At 68.4% G+C, this 14791-nt stretch carries 14 protein-coding genes; 10 read left to right on the forward strand and 4 right to left on the reverse strand.

Annotation, left to right across the window (positions count from 1 at the left end; all coding sequences use genetic code 11):
* The 3 genes from KEG38_RS53785 to KEG38_RS53795 form a co-directional block, all read left to right on the forward strand.
* Positions 1-800 (forward strand): sensor histidine kinase (locus KEG38_RS53785; protein ID WP_272428908.1); only part of this gene is annotated, 800 nt, incomplete at its 5' end.
* Positions 801-1162: 362 nt separating this feature from the next.
* A complete protein-coding gene (locus KEG38_RS53790) occupies positions 1163-1462 on the forward strand; it encodes a four helix bundle protein (RefSeq protein ID WP_272428925.1) in 300 nt (99 codons plus the stop codon).
* Between the two features lie 259 nt (positions 1463-1721).
* Entirely contained in the window at positions 1722-2264 is a 543-nt protein-coding gene (locus tag KEG38_RS53795) for an RNA polymerase sigma factor (protein WP_272428909.1), read from the forward strand.
* Positions 2265-3044: 780 nt separating this feature from the next.
* On the opposite strand, the gene KEG38_RS53800 is transcribed toward KEG38_RS53795, so the two are convergent.
* A complete protein-coding gene (locus tag KEG38_RS53800) occupies positions 3045-3191 on the reverse strand; it encodes a hypothetical protein (RefSeq protein ID WP_272428910.1) in 147 nt (48 codons plus the stop codon).
* Positions 3192-3793: 602 nt separating this feature from the next.
* Between KEG38_RS53800 and KEG38_RS53805 the strand changes: the two genes are divergently transcribed.
* The 4 genes from KEG38_RS53805 (at position 3794) to KEG38_RS53820 (ending at position 7697) form a co-directional block, all read left to right on the forward strand.
* Positions 3794-4093: an STAS domain-containing protein gene (locus KEG38_RS53805; protein ID WP_272428912.1), complete on the forward strand. Its 300-nt coding sequence runs from the start codon at positions 3794-3796 to the stop codon at positions 4091-4093.
* A gap of 155 nt (positions 4094-4248) precedes the next feature.
* Positions 4249-5217, forward strand: coding sequence for a Rossmann-fold NAD(P)-binding domain-containing protein (locus KEG38_RS53810; RefSeq protein WP_272428913.1), 969 nt, complete (start codon positions 4249-4251; stop codon positions 5215-5217).
* A 59-nt stretch (positions 5218-5276) separates the two neighbouring features.
* Positions 5277-5981 (forward strand): NAD(P)H-dependent oxidoreductase, encoded by a 705-nt coding sequence (locus KEG38_RS53815; protein ID WP_272428914.1) that lies wholly within the window; start codon positions 5277-5279, stop codon positions 5979-5981.
* A 54-nt stretch (positions 5982-6035) separates the two neighbouring features.
* Positions 6036-7697, forward strand: coding sequence for a protein kinase domain-containing protein (locus tag KEG38_RS53820; protein ID WP_272428915.1), 1662 nt, complete (start codon positions 6036-6038; stop codon positions 7695-7697).
* Positions 7698-8033: 336 nt separating this feature from the next.
* On the opposite strand, the gene KEG38_RS53825 is transcribed toward KEG38_RS53820, so the two are convergent.
* Complete coding sequence (locus KEG38_RS53825) at positions 8034-8834, reverse strand: hypothetical protein (RefSeq protein ID WP_272428916.1); 801 nt, start codon at positions 8832-8834, stop codon at positions 8034-8036.
* Between the two features lie 186 nt (positions 8835-9020).
* Complete coding sequence (locus KEG38_RS53830; protein WP_272428917.1) at positions 9021-9788, reverse strand: NAD-dependent deacylase; 768 nt, start codon at positions 9786-9788, stop codon at positions 9021-9023.
* A gap of 60 nt (positions 9789-9848) precedes the next feature.
* Here KEG38_RS53830 and KEG38_RS53835 point away from each other — a divergent pair, with 60 nt between their 5' ends.
* Both KEG38_RS53835 and KEG38_RS53840 read left to right on the forward strand, forming a co-directional pair.
* Positions 9849-11030, forward strand: coding sequence for a saccharopine dehydrogenase family protein (locus KEG38_RS53835; protein WP_272428918.1), 1182 nt, complete (start codon positions 9849-9851; stop codon positions 11028-11030).
* 352 nt (positions 11031-11382) lie between these two features.
* A complete protein-coding gene (locus KEG38_RS53840) occupies positions 11383-12498 on the forward strand; it encodes a hypothetical protein (RefSeq protein WP_272428919.1) in 1116 nt (371 codons plus the stop codon).
* 6 nt (positions 12499-12504) lie between these two features.
* On the opposite strand, the gene KEG38_RS53845 is transcribed toward KEG38_RS53840, so the two are convergent.
* Positions 12505-13659 carry a hypothetical protein gene (locus tag KEG38_RS53845; RefSeq protein WP_272428921.1) on the reverse strand — a complete coding sequence of 385 codons (1155 nt, stop codon included), beginning with the start codon at positions 13657-13659 and terminating at the stop codon, positions 12505-12507.
* A 231-nt stretch (positions 13660-13890) separates the two neighbouring features.
* On the opposite strand from KEG38_RS53845, the gene KEG38_RS53850 reads away from it, so the two are divergent.
* Complete coding sequence (locus tag KEG38_RS53850; RefSeq protein ID WP_272428923.1) at positions 13891-14676, forward strand: MopE-related protein; 786 nt, start codon at positions 13891-13893, stop codon at positions 14674-14676.
* Positions 14677-14791: the final 115 nt, after the last annotated feature.

A 14791-nucleotide genomic window follows, 5' to 3' on the forward strand; every position in this document is an offset into this window, starting at 1 on the left:
GGAGCTTCCGCGACATCACCGCGCGCGTGCGCGCCGAAGAGCAGCGCGATCAGCTCCTCCTCGACGAGCGGCGCGCGCGCACGGCAGCGGAGGAGGCCGTGCACCTGCGGGACGATTTCCTTTCGATCGCCTCGCACGAGCTCCGCACCCCGCTCACCAGTCTGCAGCTCGCCATTCAATCGCTGGGGCAAAGGCTCGCGCGGGGCATGGACGTCGAGCGCGTGCGCTCCGCGGTCGCCCTCTCTGGCCGCCAGGTCAAGCGCCTCGGCGACCTCGTCGATATGCTCCTCGACGTCTCCCGGATCCAGGCGGGGAGGCTCGAGCTGCACACAGTGCCCGTCGAGCTGCGCGCGCTCGTCGATGAGGTCGTCGCCCACCTCGGCGATCAGATCGCGCAGTCAGGCTGCGCGCTCGCCGTGCGCGCGGAGCAGGCGGTCATCGGCTGGTGGGACCCGCACCGCCTGGAGCAGGTCGTGACCAACCTCCTCACCAACGCGATCAAGTTCGGGGAACGGCAGCCGATCGACATCGCCATCACCCGGGAGGAGGGGGTCGCGCGGCTGTCGGTGACGGATCGCGGGATCGGGATCCCGGCCGAAGTGCAGGCGCAGCTCTTCGAACGATTTCGCCGCGGCGTGTCGTCGAAGCATTACGGGGGGCTCGGGCTCGGGCTTTACATCACCCGTACCATCGTCGAGGCGCACGGGGGCCGAATTCGTTTGTCGAGCGAGGTCGGCCGGGGGTCGACATTCTGTGTCGAGCTGCCTCTTTCGACCGAGTGCGCGGGGGATTTGTTGTAAGTCGGGGATGCGGGGCAAGGAGCTTGTCGGGAGCGGGGGCGGGGGCGGGGGCGGAGGCGGAGGCGGAGGCGGGGGCGGAGGCGGAGGCGGAGGCGCAAACGCAAACGCAAACGCAAACGCAAACGCGAGTGGGACGGGTTTGCAGGGATCCCGCTCGGGGACGGCGATCGTACCGTCGTGCTCGGCCTCTTCAAGGCCAAGCCGTGCTCCCCGTCCTCGCGCTTCGCGCTGCGGGCGGGTCCGCGCGGTGCTGCGCAGCCTTGAAGAGGCCTGCGCGCGACGGTGTGGGACGGGGGTCCCGGCGAAAGGGTCGTCGGGCGGAGGGTTCGTCAATGCTCAGGATTTACGATGTCGTTTTGGCCATGGCAGGAGACGCAGGGCTCATCGCAGAGCGAATCGAACGGAAAGATCGAGATTTGGCTCGTCAGATGCGGCGGGCCATGCAGAGCGTGGCGCTCAATGTCGCGGAAGGCATGGGCAGCCTCCAGGGGCACAAACGGCAGCGCTACTCCACTGCCCTCGGCTCCGCCCGTGAGGTGCTGGCGTGCGTTCAGGTCGCCCAAGCCATGCGGCTCATCGAAAAGGTCAATCCCAGCACGCTCGATCGCATGAACCACGTCATCGCCACCCTGAGCCGCCTCGTCTACCGCCGCGCTTCGTAGGAGAAGCCTCCCTCGCCCCTCTCCCGGGACGGGAGAGGGGTTGGGGGTGAGGGACTCTCACCCGCGCAGGATCACAGCTCCCATTCCAACGCCCCTCGCCCCATTCGCGGCGGATCGTGGCTTCTCCGCCGACGAACCAATCCGCTCTTTTGCCATTGCCTCGGGCCGCAATCCATGAGACAAAGCAAGCGACGCCAGCCGGCGCACCTAACACCGACCGGCGTCTCCCCACAACCCCGCACGAACCGGAGTCATGAGTATGGCAACGATACCGCTCCATCCGCCGCCGGCAAACTTTACGGCGGCGCACGCCCTGCTTGGGCGCCTTTACCTCGAACACCGCGATTTCCTTCGCCGCCTGCTTCTCAAGCAGGCCATCCCTCCCCGTGACGTGGACGATGTCGTCCAGGAGGTCTTCGTCACGGCGTGGCGCCGCCTCGAATGTCTGGTCACGCCGGAGCAGGCCCGGCCGTGGCTGGTGGTGATCGGGCTCAACCGTGCGGGCAATTATCGAAAGCTCGCGCGTCATGAGCGAGAGGTCTTCACGGGATTCGCGGAGGAAGGTCCCGAGCGGGAAGACGAAGCGGAGTCGACGGAGGCGCTCGTGCTGGCGACGTACGCGCTCTTCCGGCTGAAGCGATTCCTCTTGAGGATCGGCCCGCGCATCCGTGCGGTCGTGGTGCCTTACCTGGAAGGCCGTTCGATCCGGGAGATTGCCGAAGCGCTCGGCATCAAGACGAAGACCGCCTACGCCCGCCTGCAGCTCGCCCGGGAGCACCTGAAGACGCTCGCGCTCGCCTGAATCCGCCTGCGCACGCGCCTGAAACCCGCGGCCCGTGGGCGTGAACAGCACCCACGGGCCGCCTGGCAGCAACCTCACCTTCGGTAACGCAGTCTGCAGTCACTCATGCATTGACGGTAATTCTTTCTGCAAATCCCGCGAGGGTAACCTTGGTTCAGGCACTTTTGATACTTGATCCAGCAGTTCTGCTCGCAAGTTGCCCTGGACTGGACGGCAAGCTCGTCCTCCGCTTCTGCAGTCGTCTCCGCCGGTGCTGACGGGTCCAGCGTCGCTGTGGGGTCGTCCCCCACCTCCGCCATGCACGCTGCGCTGAGGAGCGCCACCGACATCGACGAAGTGAACATCACCACGAGCTTCTTCCAGTACGTCATCTGCACACCCCCCTTTGTCCACCTCCACGTAACAAGCAGCTATTCGGGCACGCCATCGCGCCGGCTGCCAGCCACGCTGAGGCAGGCACTATCACCATTGGGTGCTGGCGAACGGACGTCCACAGCGCAGCGCTGGACACGAGGGGTTGGTGAGCTCTTTTTTACGGAGCGGGCAGACCCCCGAAGGCTCCCCTTACTGTATGCACCTGATCACGGATGGCGATTGCCTATGCCTGCCTGGCATGTCGCTACGAACGCGAACGGATTTGCGGCAAGCGCCTCCGCCTCCGCCTCCGCAAGCGCAAGCGCACGCACACGCGCACGCGCAAGCGCCTCCGCCTCCGCCTCCGCCTCCGCTTCCGCCTCCGCCTCCGCCTCCGCTTCCGCCTCCGCTTCTGCTTTCGCCCCCTCAACCCTCCGCCGGAAGGACCGACGTCACGGATTCGGCTTCCTCGACGGGGGTGTCATCGCTCTTCGTCGCGACGGCCGCCGGGAGCGGGAACATCACATCTTGCAGCTCCCGATCCTGCGGGAAGGCGGCTCGAACCACGCCCATGGCCCTGTCCACCCGTCGTGGCGATGCAACGTCGCGGTGGCCGTTGAACGCCCGGAAGAAAGATCCATTCAGGGGAAGCAGGTTTCGGGCGCGCGAGGGTGTCGGAACGTTCGAAGAGGGGCGCGAGAACGTGACGCGTGGGTGTTCGAAGGTTTGGACGGCCGTAGGTGACGGTGACGCGTGGGTGATCGAAGGCTTGGAGAGTCCGAGGAGAGCGTGACGCGGCGGTGATCGAACGTTCGGAGGGCTGGAGGGGACGGTGACGCGAAGGCGTTCGAGGGCTCGAACCGGCGCGGGAGACGGTGACGCGCGGGTGTTCGAAGGTTCGATCGGCCGTGGGAGACGGTGACGCGACGGGGTTGGGACGTTGGGGGCAGCGGAGGCGAGGGTGGCGAGCGTCTTCTCCGGGGTCTTCACCGCGCAGGGCTCCGGCGCCGGAGCGAGCTTTTCGCGCGCGACCGGAAATGCGTTTGAGACCCTCCGCGGCAAAGACCAAGCCGGTCACACGAACGGACGACGGGCCGCACGATGACCTTCTGGTTCAATGGTCGAGAAGGTGGTAGGTACGAGCAGGGATCGAGGCTTTGGCGTGGTGAGATCCAATGAAGTACACACGAACCGATAACGATGACGAAACGACGATAACGGTCGAGGGCACCCTCGACGAGACGACCGCGCCGGAGTTCAGGACGTTGGTCGACGAGCTCTGCGCCGCGAATCGGTGGAACGTCACGCTCGAGCTGTCGATGCTGACCTCGATCGATAGCGTCGGCGTGGGCGTCATCGTCTTGCTGCACAAGCAGGTGCGCGCCAAGGGCGGCGAGGTGCGGCTCGTAGGGCTGGATGGGCAGCCGCGCGCGATCTTCCGGCTGTTGCGCCTCGACAAAGTCTTCTCGTTTTAGATGCGCCCGGACGGACCACGGCATGCTGGAACAGCTTGTTGCCTGGGGCGGGGCTCTCGCAAACCTCCGCGCCTCGCGCGCTGCCAAGCCAGCCCCTTGATCCACGCCGCGAGATGGAAGCAGGCCACGCGCTGATCTATACCGCCCGCCTGCCCATGCCTCCGCACGCAACCATCCTGCTCTCTCGCTCCGACGTCCGTTCGCTCCTCTCGATGGATGCCGCCATCGCCGCGGTCGAGGCCGCCTTCGCCGCGCATGGCGAAGGCCGCGCGCTCATGCCGCCGAAGGTCTACCTCGAGCTCGACGCCTACCACGGCGATCTGCGCGCCATGCCCGCGTACGTGGACGGCGCCGCGGGCGTCAAGTGGGTGAACTCCCACCCGGAAAACCCCGCGCGCTTCGATCTGCCCTCGGTCATGGGCATGTACATCCTCACCGATCCCGCGACCGCGCTGCCCCTCGCCGTGATGGATGCCACGCTCCTCACGGCCGTGCGCACCGGCGCCGCCGCCGCGATCGCCTCGAAGCACCTCGCATCGCGCCCGCCGAGGACCGTGGGGTTCGTCGGCTGCGGCGTGCAGGCGCGCACGCTGCTCGAGGCGCATCGCGCGGTCTACGGCGACACGTTCGAGGTCCTCTGCGCCGACGTCTCCGAGCACGCCGCGCGCGCCTTCGCCGAGGAGGCACGCGGTCGCGTCGTGTCCATCGAAGAGGCCTCGGGCTGCGACGTGGTGAACGCCTCGACGCCGGCGCGCGCGCCCGTCGTGAAGCGCGCCTGGGTGAAGGACGGCGCGCATGTAAATGCCATCGGCGCGGATGCGCACGGCAAGCAGGAGCTCGATCCTGCGATCCTCGTCGAGGGCCGCGTCGTCATCGACGACTGGGAGCAGGCCACGCACAGCGGCGAGGTGAACGTCCCTCTGGAAACGGGCTTGCTCCGCCGCGAGCAGATCCACGCGACGCTCGGCGAGGTTCTGGCGGGCAAGCGCCCCGGACGCGAGGGCGCGCGGATCACGGTGTTCGATTCGACGGGGCTCGCCGTGCAAGACGTCGCGCTCGCGCGGGTCGTGCATACGGCCGCGCGCGAAAGAGGGGTCGGGACGAGCTTCGACTTCTTCCGCTGATACGATGCAGGTGGCGCCCCCGGGGGGGGTCGCCGTCTTTCTTGAAGGAGCGCCACGCCATGAAGGTGTTCATCGTTCACGCGCACCCGGAGCCGAAGAGCTTCAACGCCGCGATGACGCGCCTCGCCGTCGAGACGTTCGAGGGCGGGGGGCACGAGGTCGTCGTGTCGGATCTCTACGCGATGGGCTGGAATCCCGTCTCGGGACCGCACAACTTCACGAGCCGCAAAGACCCCGACGTCTTCAAGCAGCAGATCGAAGAGGCCCACGCGGTCGAGACGAACGGCTTCGCACCCGCGGTGCAGGCCGAAATGGAAAAGCTCTTCGCCTGCGATGCGCTGATCTTCCAGTTCCCGATGTGGTGGTTCTCGATGCCCGCGATCCTGAAGGGCTGGGTGGATCGCGTGTTCGCCTTCCAGCGCGTCTACGGCGCGGGTCGCTGGTACGATCACGGGACGATGCGCGGCAAGCGCGCGATGGCCTCCGTCACCACGGGCGGGCCCGCGACGATGTACGAGGAGACAGGCCTCGCCGGCGACATGAACATGCTGCTCGCGCCGGTCAATCAAGGCGTCTTTCGCTACGTGGGCTTCGACGTGCTGCCGTCCTTCGTCGCGTGGGCGCCGGCGCGTAGCACCCAGGAAGATCGCCTGCGCACGCTGATCGCCTACCGAGAGCGCCTGCTCGCCTGGGACACGACGGCGCCGATCACGTATCCGCCGCTCTCCGCATACGATCGGTCGTTCCGGCTCGCGCGCCCCTGAGCTTCCTTTCTGTCGAAGGGCAAGAGATACTCGCCTCCGCGAGGCGCTCTACCCGTGACGACCGACAAGGGCGAGGACGATCGAAAGCCGGCGGACGAGGGCGGCGCCGCGGTGGTGACGCCACCTCCGAGCCGCCCCGCGCCCACGATGCGCGCCCGGCCCCTCGGGACCCGCTCCCCGTCGTCGCCCTTCTTCCGCAACGAGGCCCTCCCCGGCGTCGCCCACATTTACGACGGCCCGCCACCCTCCGTCACGGCAACCCCAGCCGCCGCCGCGCCGCTGCTCTTCGTCTGCGACGAGTGCTGGCGGACGTTTACCGATGGCTCGCAGCTCTCCTGCGCCTGCGAGCGTCCGCGCCCCGTCGAGGGCTGGGCCGCGATGCCGTACGTCCTGCGTGGCCGTTTTCTCTTCGTCGAGCTGCTCGGCCGCGGCGGCATGGGCGCGGTGTTCCGGGCCTACGATCAGGCCTCGAAGGATCGGCCGTGGGTGGCGGTGAAGGTCATCCAGAAGGGGGCCCCGGAGCTCGAAGCGTCGCTCAAGGAGATGTTCCGCCGCGAGGTCGCCGCGGCGCAGATGCTCGCGCAGCACAAGCAGTTTTTCGTGGACGTCCTCGGCTTCGACGACGTCGCGCCGGCCTACCTCGCGCTCGAGTACGTCCCCTGGCAGACGCTCGCCGAGGTCGTGGCCGCGCTGCCCGCAATCGAGCGCCGCTTGCCGCCCGCGCAGGTGGCCCGCATCGGCATCGCCATGCTGCGCGGCGTGGCGAAGATGCACTTCCACCGCATCGTGCACCGCGATCTGACGCCCGCGAACATCTTCGTCCGGTACGTGCCCGAGCGCGAAGGCTACGACGTCAAGATCACCGACCTCGGCCTCTGGGCCTTCGATCAGGTGCAGGGCGAGAGCGACTCGCTGTCGCTCGTGGGCATGCCCGGCACCGCGGGGACGGCCGCGTACATGAGCCCGGAGCAGTCGACGGGCGAGAAGGTCGGCGGCGCGTCGGATCTGCACGCGATCGGGTCGGTTCTATGGGAGCTCGCGACGGGTTCGGTGCCGTACCCGGCGGCGACCGACGGGCGCGTGCACGAGATCATCGAGCGGCGCGCGAAGCTCCTGTACGAGCCGCCCGCGCGGCCGGCGTACATGCCGGAGGGGCTCTACCACGTGCTCGTCAAGGCACTCGCGTTCGAGGCGGAGGAGCGGTTTTCCGCGGCGAACGACATGCGCAAGGCGCTGGAAGCGTTCGTCGCGTCCTACCAGCAGGAGCGGCTGCGCGACCTGGAAGACGCGCTCGGGCGCATCGACGGTCTCGCCCGGAAGGTGACGAGCCTGCGCGACAAGATGACCCCGATGCGCGAGGTGCTGGAGCGGCTGTCGCTCCTGGGCGCGATCCTGCGCGAGGCGCAGGAGCAGCGAGGCGAGGCAGAGCCAGCCGTGCTGCGGACGATCGCGGACAACACGGAGACGCAGCTCGACCAGATCACGCGCGAGATCGGCGCACTCGCCGAGTGGCTGCGTGTGCTCGGGGAGAAGAAGGATCTACCGCCAGGGGCAGGGGACAAACCAGGGCGGCGGGAGATCGAGGTGGTCGGTCCACGAAGCACGCGGGCCGCGCCAAAGCGAGGCGAGGAGAGCCAAGCGCGCCTCGTCTGGGGCATCGCGGTCGGGCTCGTGGTGATCGTGGTGGGGCTGTTCCTGTGGCGGACGTGGGGTTAGCGCGTCGCTTGGGGACGTCGCGCCGGGGCTCTGCCCCGGACCCCGCGGGGGCTGTCCGCCCCTCGACCCGGACCAGGCACGGCCTGGACCGAGGGTGGAAGAACTGCGCGATGCGCAGTTCTTCCAACGGGCCCGTTGGGACGGCGTTGCCAGTCGAAAGGGCAGCGTGGCTGTCTCGATTGGCAGGGCCTTCGCCGGTCTTGACTCGGCCTGTTCGATGAACTGCGCATCGCGCAGTTCATCGACCCCGGGTCCAGCGCTTGCGCTGGTCCGGGTCCAGGGGCGGATAGCCCCTGGTGGGGCCTGGGGCAACGCCCCAGCGAGACGCCTCTGCGACTACTCCGCGCAGTACTCTTCCTGGCCTGTCACTGCGGCCACTGCGACCATCGTTCCCTTGCTGATGACGAACTCGCTCAGGCCGACCTCGGTCCCGCCTGGGACCCAGTCGTACGTGTAGCCGAGCTGCGTCCAGGGATACCCGGGGTCGCCGTACGAGGTCATTCGCAGGTTGGTGATCCAGTCGATGTGCGTTTGCGGCGTGCCGGCGGGGAAGTCGAGCTGGGCGACGTTGTCGTCGATCTCGAGATCGGGCGAGGGCCGGAACATGCCGTTCATCGGGACCCAGAGCTCGACGACGCGGGTCTTGCCGTTCCCGGGCGGAAGGCCGAGGAGCTGCTCCAGCCGGAGGTCGAGCTCGGCGCCTTTGAGGCCCGTCGCCTTGCAGAAGTCCGCGAGCTTCGGCGCCGCCGTGACCCACACTTCCACGGGGAGCGTCGTCTCCATGCCGACGAGCGCGTCGTAGCCCGCGTACGAGGTCCAGGTGACCATCTTCACCCGGCCGTTCGCATCGAGGACGAGCTCGGCGTTGTCCGGGCGGATCTCCGTCAGCTTGTCGGAGATCTCGTCCGCCTCCGGGACGGAGGCGTCGACGACGGCGGCCTTGTAGAGGGCCTCCAGATCCTCGCCGCCGCCCGCGCCGCCGCTGCCGCCCGCGCCGCCGCTGCCGCCCGCGCCGCCGCTGCCGCCTGCGCCGCCGTCGCCGCCTGCGCCGCCCGTGTTTTCGTTACCGCCGTCGCTGCAGCCGGCCAAAAGCGCCACGAGCCCCAAAGCGACCAGGATCTGCTTCACGTTCCGCATGTCTTCTCCTCACAAGCGCGGCACCGAAATGCGGTGCCCAAAGACTCGCGCGATTCTTGGCGAGCGCGGCGCGCCAGGCAACCGATGTGCCAGCATTTGGGCATCCTGGATGTGCGAGGAGGCTGAGGGGTCGGGTCCTCGATCGAGGACAGGAGGCCGATGCGGATGCGCCTCAGGCGACCTTGATCACGTGCGGGCCGGCTTGCTCTCGACGACCCGCCAGATCCCTTCGAGCGCCTCGACGGCGCCCATCGACAGGCGCAGCGCGACCGCGCGCGAGACGACCGTCGGCTCGGGGTTCACCTCGATGGTGGGGACGCCGCGCCTCGCCGCGTCGAGCATGGGCTCGGCGATGTACGGGAAGAGGCTCGACGTGCCCACCGAGACGAGGACGTCGAAGCCACGTTCGAGCTCGCGGTGCAGCCGCTCGATCTTCGCGCGCGGGAGCATCTCGCCGAAGAGCACGACGTCGGGCCGCAGCACCTTGCCACACGACGCGCAGGACGGGCAGGAGGGCAGGTGCGCGTAGTCCTCGACGACCTCGGTGAACGTGCAGCCGGTGCAGAGCAGCCGGTGGATGTCGCCGTGGATGTCGATCACGTTGCGCGAGCCGGCGGCGCGGTGGAAGCCGTCGACGTTCTGTGTGAGCACCCAGCTCCGCGGAAGACGCTCCTCGATACGCGCGAGCACCCGGTGCGCGGCGTTCGGCGCGGCGCCGCGGCAGGCTTGCTCGATCTGGTGGATGTACTTCCACGTGAGCTCCGGCGAGCGGCGGAAGACCGGGCCGGAGAGCGCCTCTTCGATCCGCATGCCCTCGTCGGTCACGCGATCACCGTAGAGCCCGCCCACGCCGCGGTAGGTCGGGATCCCCGACGCTGCCGAGATGCCCGCGCCCGTGATGAACAGGGCCGACCGCGCCTCGGCGATGAGCTTTCCGGCCTGCTCGATGCTCATGAGGGCAGAGACTAGCACGGCCCTTCCTGCCCGAGGGCTCGCCGTGGTATCGAGCCGCCCATGACGACCGAGCGCGAATACGACGTGGTCCTTTTCGGCGCGACCGGCTTCACCGGCCGCCTCGTCGCCCATTACCTCGCCGAGACGTCGAGGAAAACGCCCCTCCGCTGGGCCCTCGCCGGCCGCAGCGCCCAGAAGCTCGAAGGCGTGCAGCGCGAGCTCTCGTCCGTCCTGCCCGACGCTTCCCATCTCCCGCTGATCGAAGCGAGTTCCGATGACCCCGTCTCGCTCGCGCGCATGGCCCGATCCGCGCGGGTCGTGCTCACCACCGTGGGGCCTTATGCGCTCTACGGCGAACCGCTCGTCGAGGCCTGCATCCGCGAGGGCGCCGATTACGTCGACCTGACGGGCGAGCCGAGCTTCGTGAACCGCCTGATCGAGCGGCACCACGAGGACGCTCGCAAGGCGGGCGTTCGTATCGTGAACTGCTGCGGCTTCGACAGCATCCCGCACGACCTCGGCGCGCTTTTCACGGTGCAGAAGCTCCCCAAGGGCGAGCCCATCACGCTCGAAGGATTCGTCCGCACGATCGGCTCATTCTCGGGCGGCACATGGCAATCGGCGCTCAACGAAATGGGCGGCGCGGGCTTTGCCGCCGGCAAGGCGCGCCCCTGGGCCAAGGAGCCGCTGCCCGGCGGCCGTGTCGTCGAGGAGCTCCGCCCGCGCGTGCGCAAGGAGCCCGAGCTCGGCGGTTGGGCTTGCCCCATGCCGTCGATCGACCCACAAATCGTTCTGCGCAGCGCCCGCGCGCTCGACGTATACGGCCCCGATTTCCGATACGGCCACAACCTCGTCTTTTCTTCCCCCCTGGCGCTCGCAGGCATCACGCTCGGAATGGGCGCGGTCGTCGGTCTCTCGCAGATCGGCCCGGCGCGCAAGCTGCTCTCGAAACTCCGCCCCTCCGGCGAGGGTCCGAGCGAGGCGAAACGAGCGCGAAGCTGGTTCCAGGTGACGTTCCGCGGCCAGAGCTCGAGCCGCCGCGTGCTCACGAGGGTGAGCGGCGGAGATCCCGGGTATGGCGAGACCTCGAAGATGATCGCCGAGAGCGCGCTTTGCCTGGCGTTCGATCGAGACCGGCTCCCGCCGCACGTCGGCGTCGTGACCCCAGCCGCGGGCATGGGCGACCCGCTGATCGAGCGGCTCCAGGCTGCTGGGATCCGGTTCGAATTGCTCGAAGGCTGAGGATTGGTCTCTTCTTGGGGCCGTTTCGCTGGGGCGTTGCCCCAGGCCCCACCGGGGCTGTCCGCCCCTGGACCCGGACCAGCGCAAGCGCTGGACCCGGGGTCGAAGAACTGCGCGATGCGCAGTTCTTCGAACAGGCCGAATCAAGACCGGCGACGACCCTGCCGACCAAGGCAGCCGCGCTGCATTTCGATTGGCAACGCTGTCTCTGTGGGAAGAACTGCGCATCGCGCAGTTCTTCCCACAGAGGTCCAGGGCTTGCCCTGGTTCGGGTCGAGGGGCGAACAGCCCCCGCGGGGCCCGGGGCAGCGCCCCGGCGCGGCGCCCCCCAAGACTCGTGTACAGTTGGGGGATGCTTCGCCCCCGCATTCTCGCCTTCTCCCCGCTCGCCCTCACCTTGCTCGGCTGCGGCGGGCCCGCCACCACGGATTCGCCCGTGGAGGGCGTGGAGAACGACGACGTTCCCGGGGCGGTTTGCACGAACCGGATCGACTACCGGCTCGACGACGACGACCGCATGAGCGCGGTCTACCATTACGACGAAGCCGGCCGCGTCCTCCAGTACGCCGAGCGGACGGCGGAGGGCAAGCGGGTCTTCCTCGTGAAGCGTGGCTATGACGCGAAAGGCCGCCGCGTCACGCAGACGGTCGAGGATGACCGCCTCGGCGCTCCTCATCGTGAGATGACCTGGGAATGGGACGACCAGGATCGCGTCGTGCGCACGACCTACGTCGCCTCGAAGCCCGAGGGCGATACGCGGAGCGAATCACGCTTCTTCTTCGACGCCGCGGGCAAACCCGAGCGGGACGAGTTCTGGACGGACGGCGTCCTCTCCAACGTCACGCGGTACCGGTACTTCGACGGCGAACCGTTCGTCCTCGAAGTGGGCCGGGATAACGACGCCGATGACACGGAGGAATACTTCTTCCGCCAGTCCTACGCGGGCCAGTGGCTCGTGAAGGCCGAAAGCGTGTACATGAATGGCGAGCAGATCGTCACGGAGGATTACTCCTATGACGACCTCACGGCGGGGCACGTGTCGCGGCGTGATTTCGACGCCGACGGCGACGGCCAGCTCGATTATGTCGATCGCATTTTCTGGAACGAAAGCGGGCTCATTGCGCGCGTCGAGTACGATACGAAAGGGGACGGTGTGCTCGACCAGTCGGTCGACTTCGAATACGACGCGGGCCGGCTCGTCCGGCGCACGTGGGACGTCTTCGATCAGGGCACGCAGAAGTTCATCACCGACGTCACCTGGTCCGGGGCGCGGCTCACGCGCGTCGCGCGGCGGGACGCTCCGACGGGGCAGGCCATCGAGACCTGGATCTTCACCCATGGCTGCGCGGGGGAGCTGCCGATGGACGTCCCGATCGCGCCCATCCAGGGCTTTCGTTACGAGCTCCAGACGTACCCGTTCGTCTTGCGGTACGAGGACCGCTGGAGCCCTTTTCCGGAGATGCTCTGACGCCGATCAGGGCGGATTCAGCACGCAGTCTCCGCTCCACTGAATCGGGTCGCCCATGTCGACGACCTCGAAGTCCGAGGGCTGGATGTCCGCGAGCGCGTAGGAGTCCACGCCGACCTCGTCCCATTTGTGGGTCGTGAACCGATCGCTCTGCGCCGTGAGCGCGATGTTGCCCGCGTCGGCCAGGAACATGCCGTATTTCTGCAATCCCCGCGCGATGACGCGGGCGCCCTCGGACGGCAGCGTGTCGAGCGGGTAATCCGCGCGCAGCCGGAAGCGTACGCCGTAGGGCGGCGCGTCTGGGCCGCCGGACGTCGGGCCCGTGCTGTGCGTGCCCGGATGCACGTACACGTTGTCGCGAATGCGCGCGTTCGGCAGGATGAAACGGATCGCGTGGTCGATCGACCCCGCCGCCACCTCGTCGGCCGAGAACAACATCGCCGAGATGGGGAAGCCGCCCGCGTCCGCGGAGGTGCAGCCCTCGCCGCGCAGGTTCGGCGGGTACGACTTCGTCAGGTTCCACGTCACCGCGCAGCCGCCGTAGAACGTCCCGCCCACGATGTTCGCCCGCCACATTTCATAAAGCGTCTTCGTCGGCTGGTGCACGACGAGCAGGTGGCAATCGCCGTCGTTGACGCACTCGTAGCCCTGCTCGCCCTCGATCGCGCCGCCGACGGGGACGGGGAAGGGGACGTGCTCGCAATCGGGATCGTAGAAATCGTTCGTGGTCTCGAACGTGCGCATCTCGGTGTTCGCGTCGGCCTGGAGCAGCTCGATGCTGAAATCGATCCGGAACGCGCCCGCGCCCCAGCCGCCATTGTCCGTGAGCCAGCCCGTGATCGCGTCCGACTCCGCGTTCTTCGGCAGGGCCGAGACGTCCTTGTTCCAGGGGTTCGGCGCCTCGAAGAGGCCGGACGGCGTCCCCGAGCCGCCGGAGCCTCCGGAGCCGCCGCTGCCGCCCCCGCCGCCGCTACCGCCGCCGTTTCCGCCGACGCCCCCGCCGCCGCTACCGCCGCCGTTGCCCCCGCTGCCGCCGGCGCCGTTGCCCCCGCTGCCGGTCTCGCCATTGCCCGACCCGCAGGCCGCAAGCAAAGAAAGGGCGCCGATCACGCCCAGAACTCGCCCCCATCGCCCCACCGATCCCATTTCGTTTCGAAGCATGTCTCGTTGTACACGCGGGACGAAGGCGCGGGAAGGCCCATGAGGATCGCGGCGCACGTATTCGAAGCGCCCGTCCATGGTCGGATTCCGTCCTTGGCCCTCGAAGGGCTCTTCACGCATTCCAATTGGTGACCCCCACTACGTGCTTCGAAGCATCGTAGAGGGGCGGATGGCTTGGCGCGGGCGGCCGATGACGGCCTTCCGCCCGCGCCGACTTGGGGAGGGTGCGTGATGGGCGAGCAGGTTCTCGTGGGATGGGCGGCAATGATTGCAGCGGGGCTCCTCGTGGGGGCCTCCGGTTGCGCGCGAGGAACGACACCGGAAGGCGTGGACGAAAACCTCATGGGCAGCGGAGGCGGAGGCGGAAGCGGAAGCGGCGAAAGCCTGGGCGGAAGCGGAGGCGGGAGCGAGCCCCTGAGCGGAGGAGGCGGCAGCGGCGGCAGCGCGTGTGATATCCCCGAGGTCTGCAACGGCATCGACGACGACTGCGACGGCAAGGCCGACGAGGACATCGCGGGTCTCGGCAGCCCCTGCAATACGGGTCTCCTCGGCGTCTGCATCGAGGGCGTTTCGGGCTGCGACGGCGGCGAGTCTTTCTGCTCCGCGACGATCGCGCCCACGGACGAGGTGTGCGACGGGCTCGACAACGACTGCGACGGCGAGACCGACGAGGACAACCCCGGCAGTGGCGGATCATGCGACACCGGCGAGCTCGGCCCCTGCGCGGCAGGGATCGTCGTGTGCGCCGCAGGCGCGCTCGCGTGTATGCCCTCCGCCTTCCCGCAGGCCGAGGTCTGCGGCGATCTCCTCGACAACGACTGCAACGGTCAGGTGGACGAGGGGTGCAACGCGGGCCCGCCGCTCTGCGCGCACGACCCGTGCACGCCCGGGGACAAACTCGATCCGCTCTGCGACCCCTGCGTGAACGCCGTGTGCGTGATCGACAAGACGTGCTGCAAGTCGGCCTGGGACGTCTTCTGCGTCGGCACAGCCCAGGTGCATTGCGCCTGCCCCTGAGAGGGTGTGCACGTGCGCGGAGCGGGGCGTTGCCCCGCACCCCAGCAGGGGGCTGTCCGCCCCCTGCACCCCGGACCAGGCACGGCCTGGACCGAAGGCCGAGAAACCGCGCGAT

The sequence above is a fragment of the Polyangium jinanense genome (assembly GCF_028435265.1).
Lineage (GTDB): Bacteria > Myxococcota_A > Polyangia > Polyangiales > Polyangiaceae > Polyangium > Polyangium jinanense.

Coding starts and splice junctions, on each gene's coding strand:
- KEG38_RS53790 (WP_272428925.1), top strand. CDS start 1,163: ATGGCAGGAGACGCAGGGCTCATCGCAGAGCGAATCGAACGGAAAGAT.
- KEG38_RS53795 (WP_272428909.1), top strand. CDS start 1,722: ATGGCAACGATACCGCTCCATCCGCCGCCGGCAAACTTTACGGCGGCG.
- KEG38_RS53800 (WP_272428910.1), bottom strand. CDS start 3,191: ATGGGCGTGGTTCGAGCCGCCTTCCCGCAGGATCGGGAGCTGCAAGAT.
- KEG38_RS53805 (WP_272428912.1), top strand. CDS start 3,794: ATGAAGTACACACGAACCGATAACGATGACGAAACGACGATAACGGTC.
- KEG38_RS53810 (WP_272428913.1), top strand. CDS start 4,249: ATGCCTCCGCACGCAACCATCCTGCTCTCTCGCTCCGACGTCCGTTCG.
- KEG38_RS53815 (WP_272428914.1), top strand. CDS start 5,277: ATGAAGGTGTTCATCGTTCACGCGCACCCGGAGCCGAAGAGCTTCAAC.
- KEG38_RS53825 (WP_272428916.1), bottom strand. CDS start 8,834: ATGCGGAACGTGAAGCAGATCCTGGTCGCTTTGGGGCTCGTGGCGCTT.
- KEG38_RS53830 (WP_272428917.1), bottom strand. CDS start 9,788: ATGAGCATCGAGCAGGCCGGAAAGCTCATCGCCGAGGCGCGGTCGGCC.
- KEG38_RS53835 (WP_272428918.1), top strand. CDS start 9,849: ATGACGACCGAGCGCGAATACGACGTGGTCCTTTTCGGCGCGACCGGC.
- KEG38_RS53840 (WP_272428919.1), top strand. CDS start 11,383: ATGCTTCGCCCCCGCATTCTCGCCTTCTCCCCGCTCGCCCTCACCTTG.
- KEG38_RS53845 (WP_272428921.1), bottom strand. CDS start 13,659: ATGCTTCGAAACGAAATGGGATCGGTGGGGCGATGGGGGCGAGTTCTG.
- KEG38_RS53850 (WP_272428923.1), top strand. CDS start 13,891: ATGGGCGAGCAGGTTCTCGTGGGATGGGCGGCAATGATTGCAGCGGGG.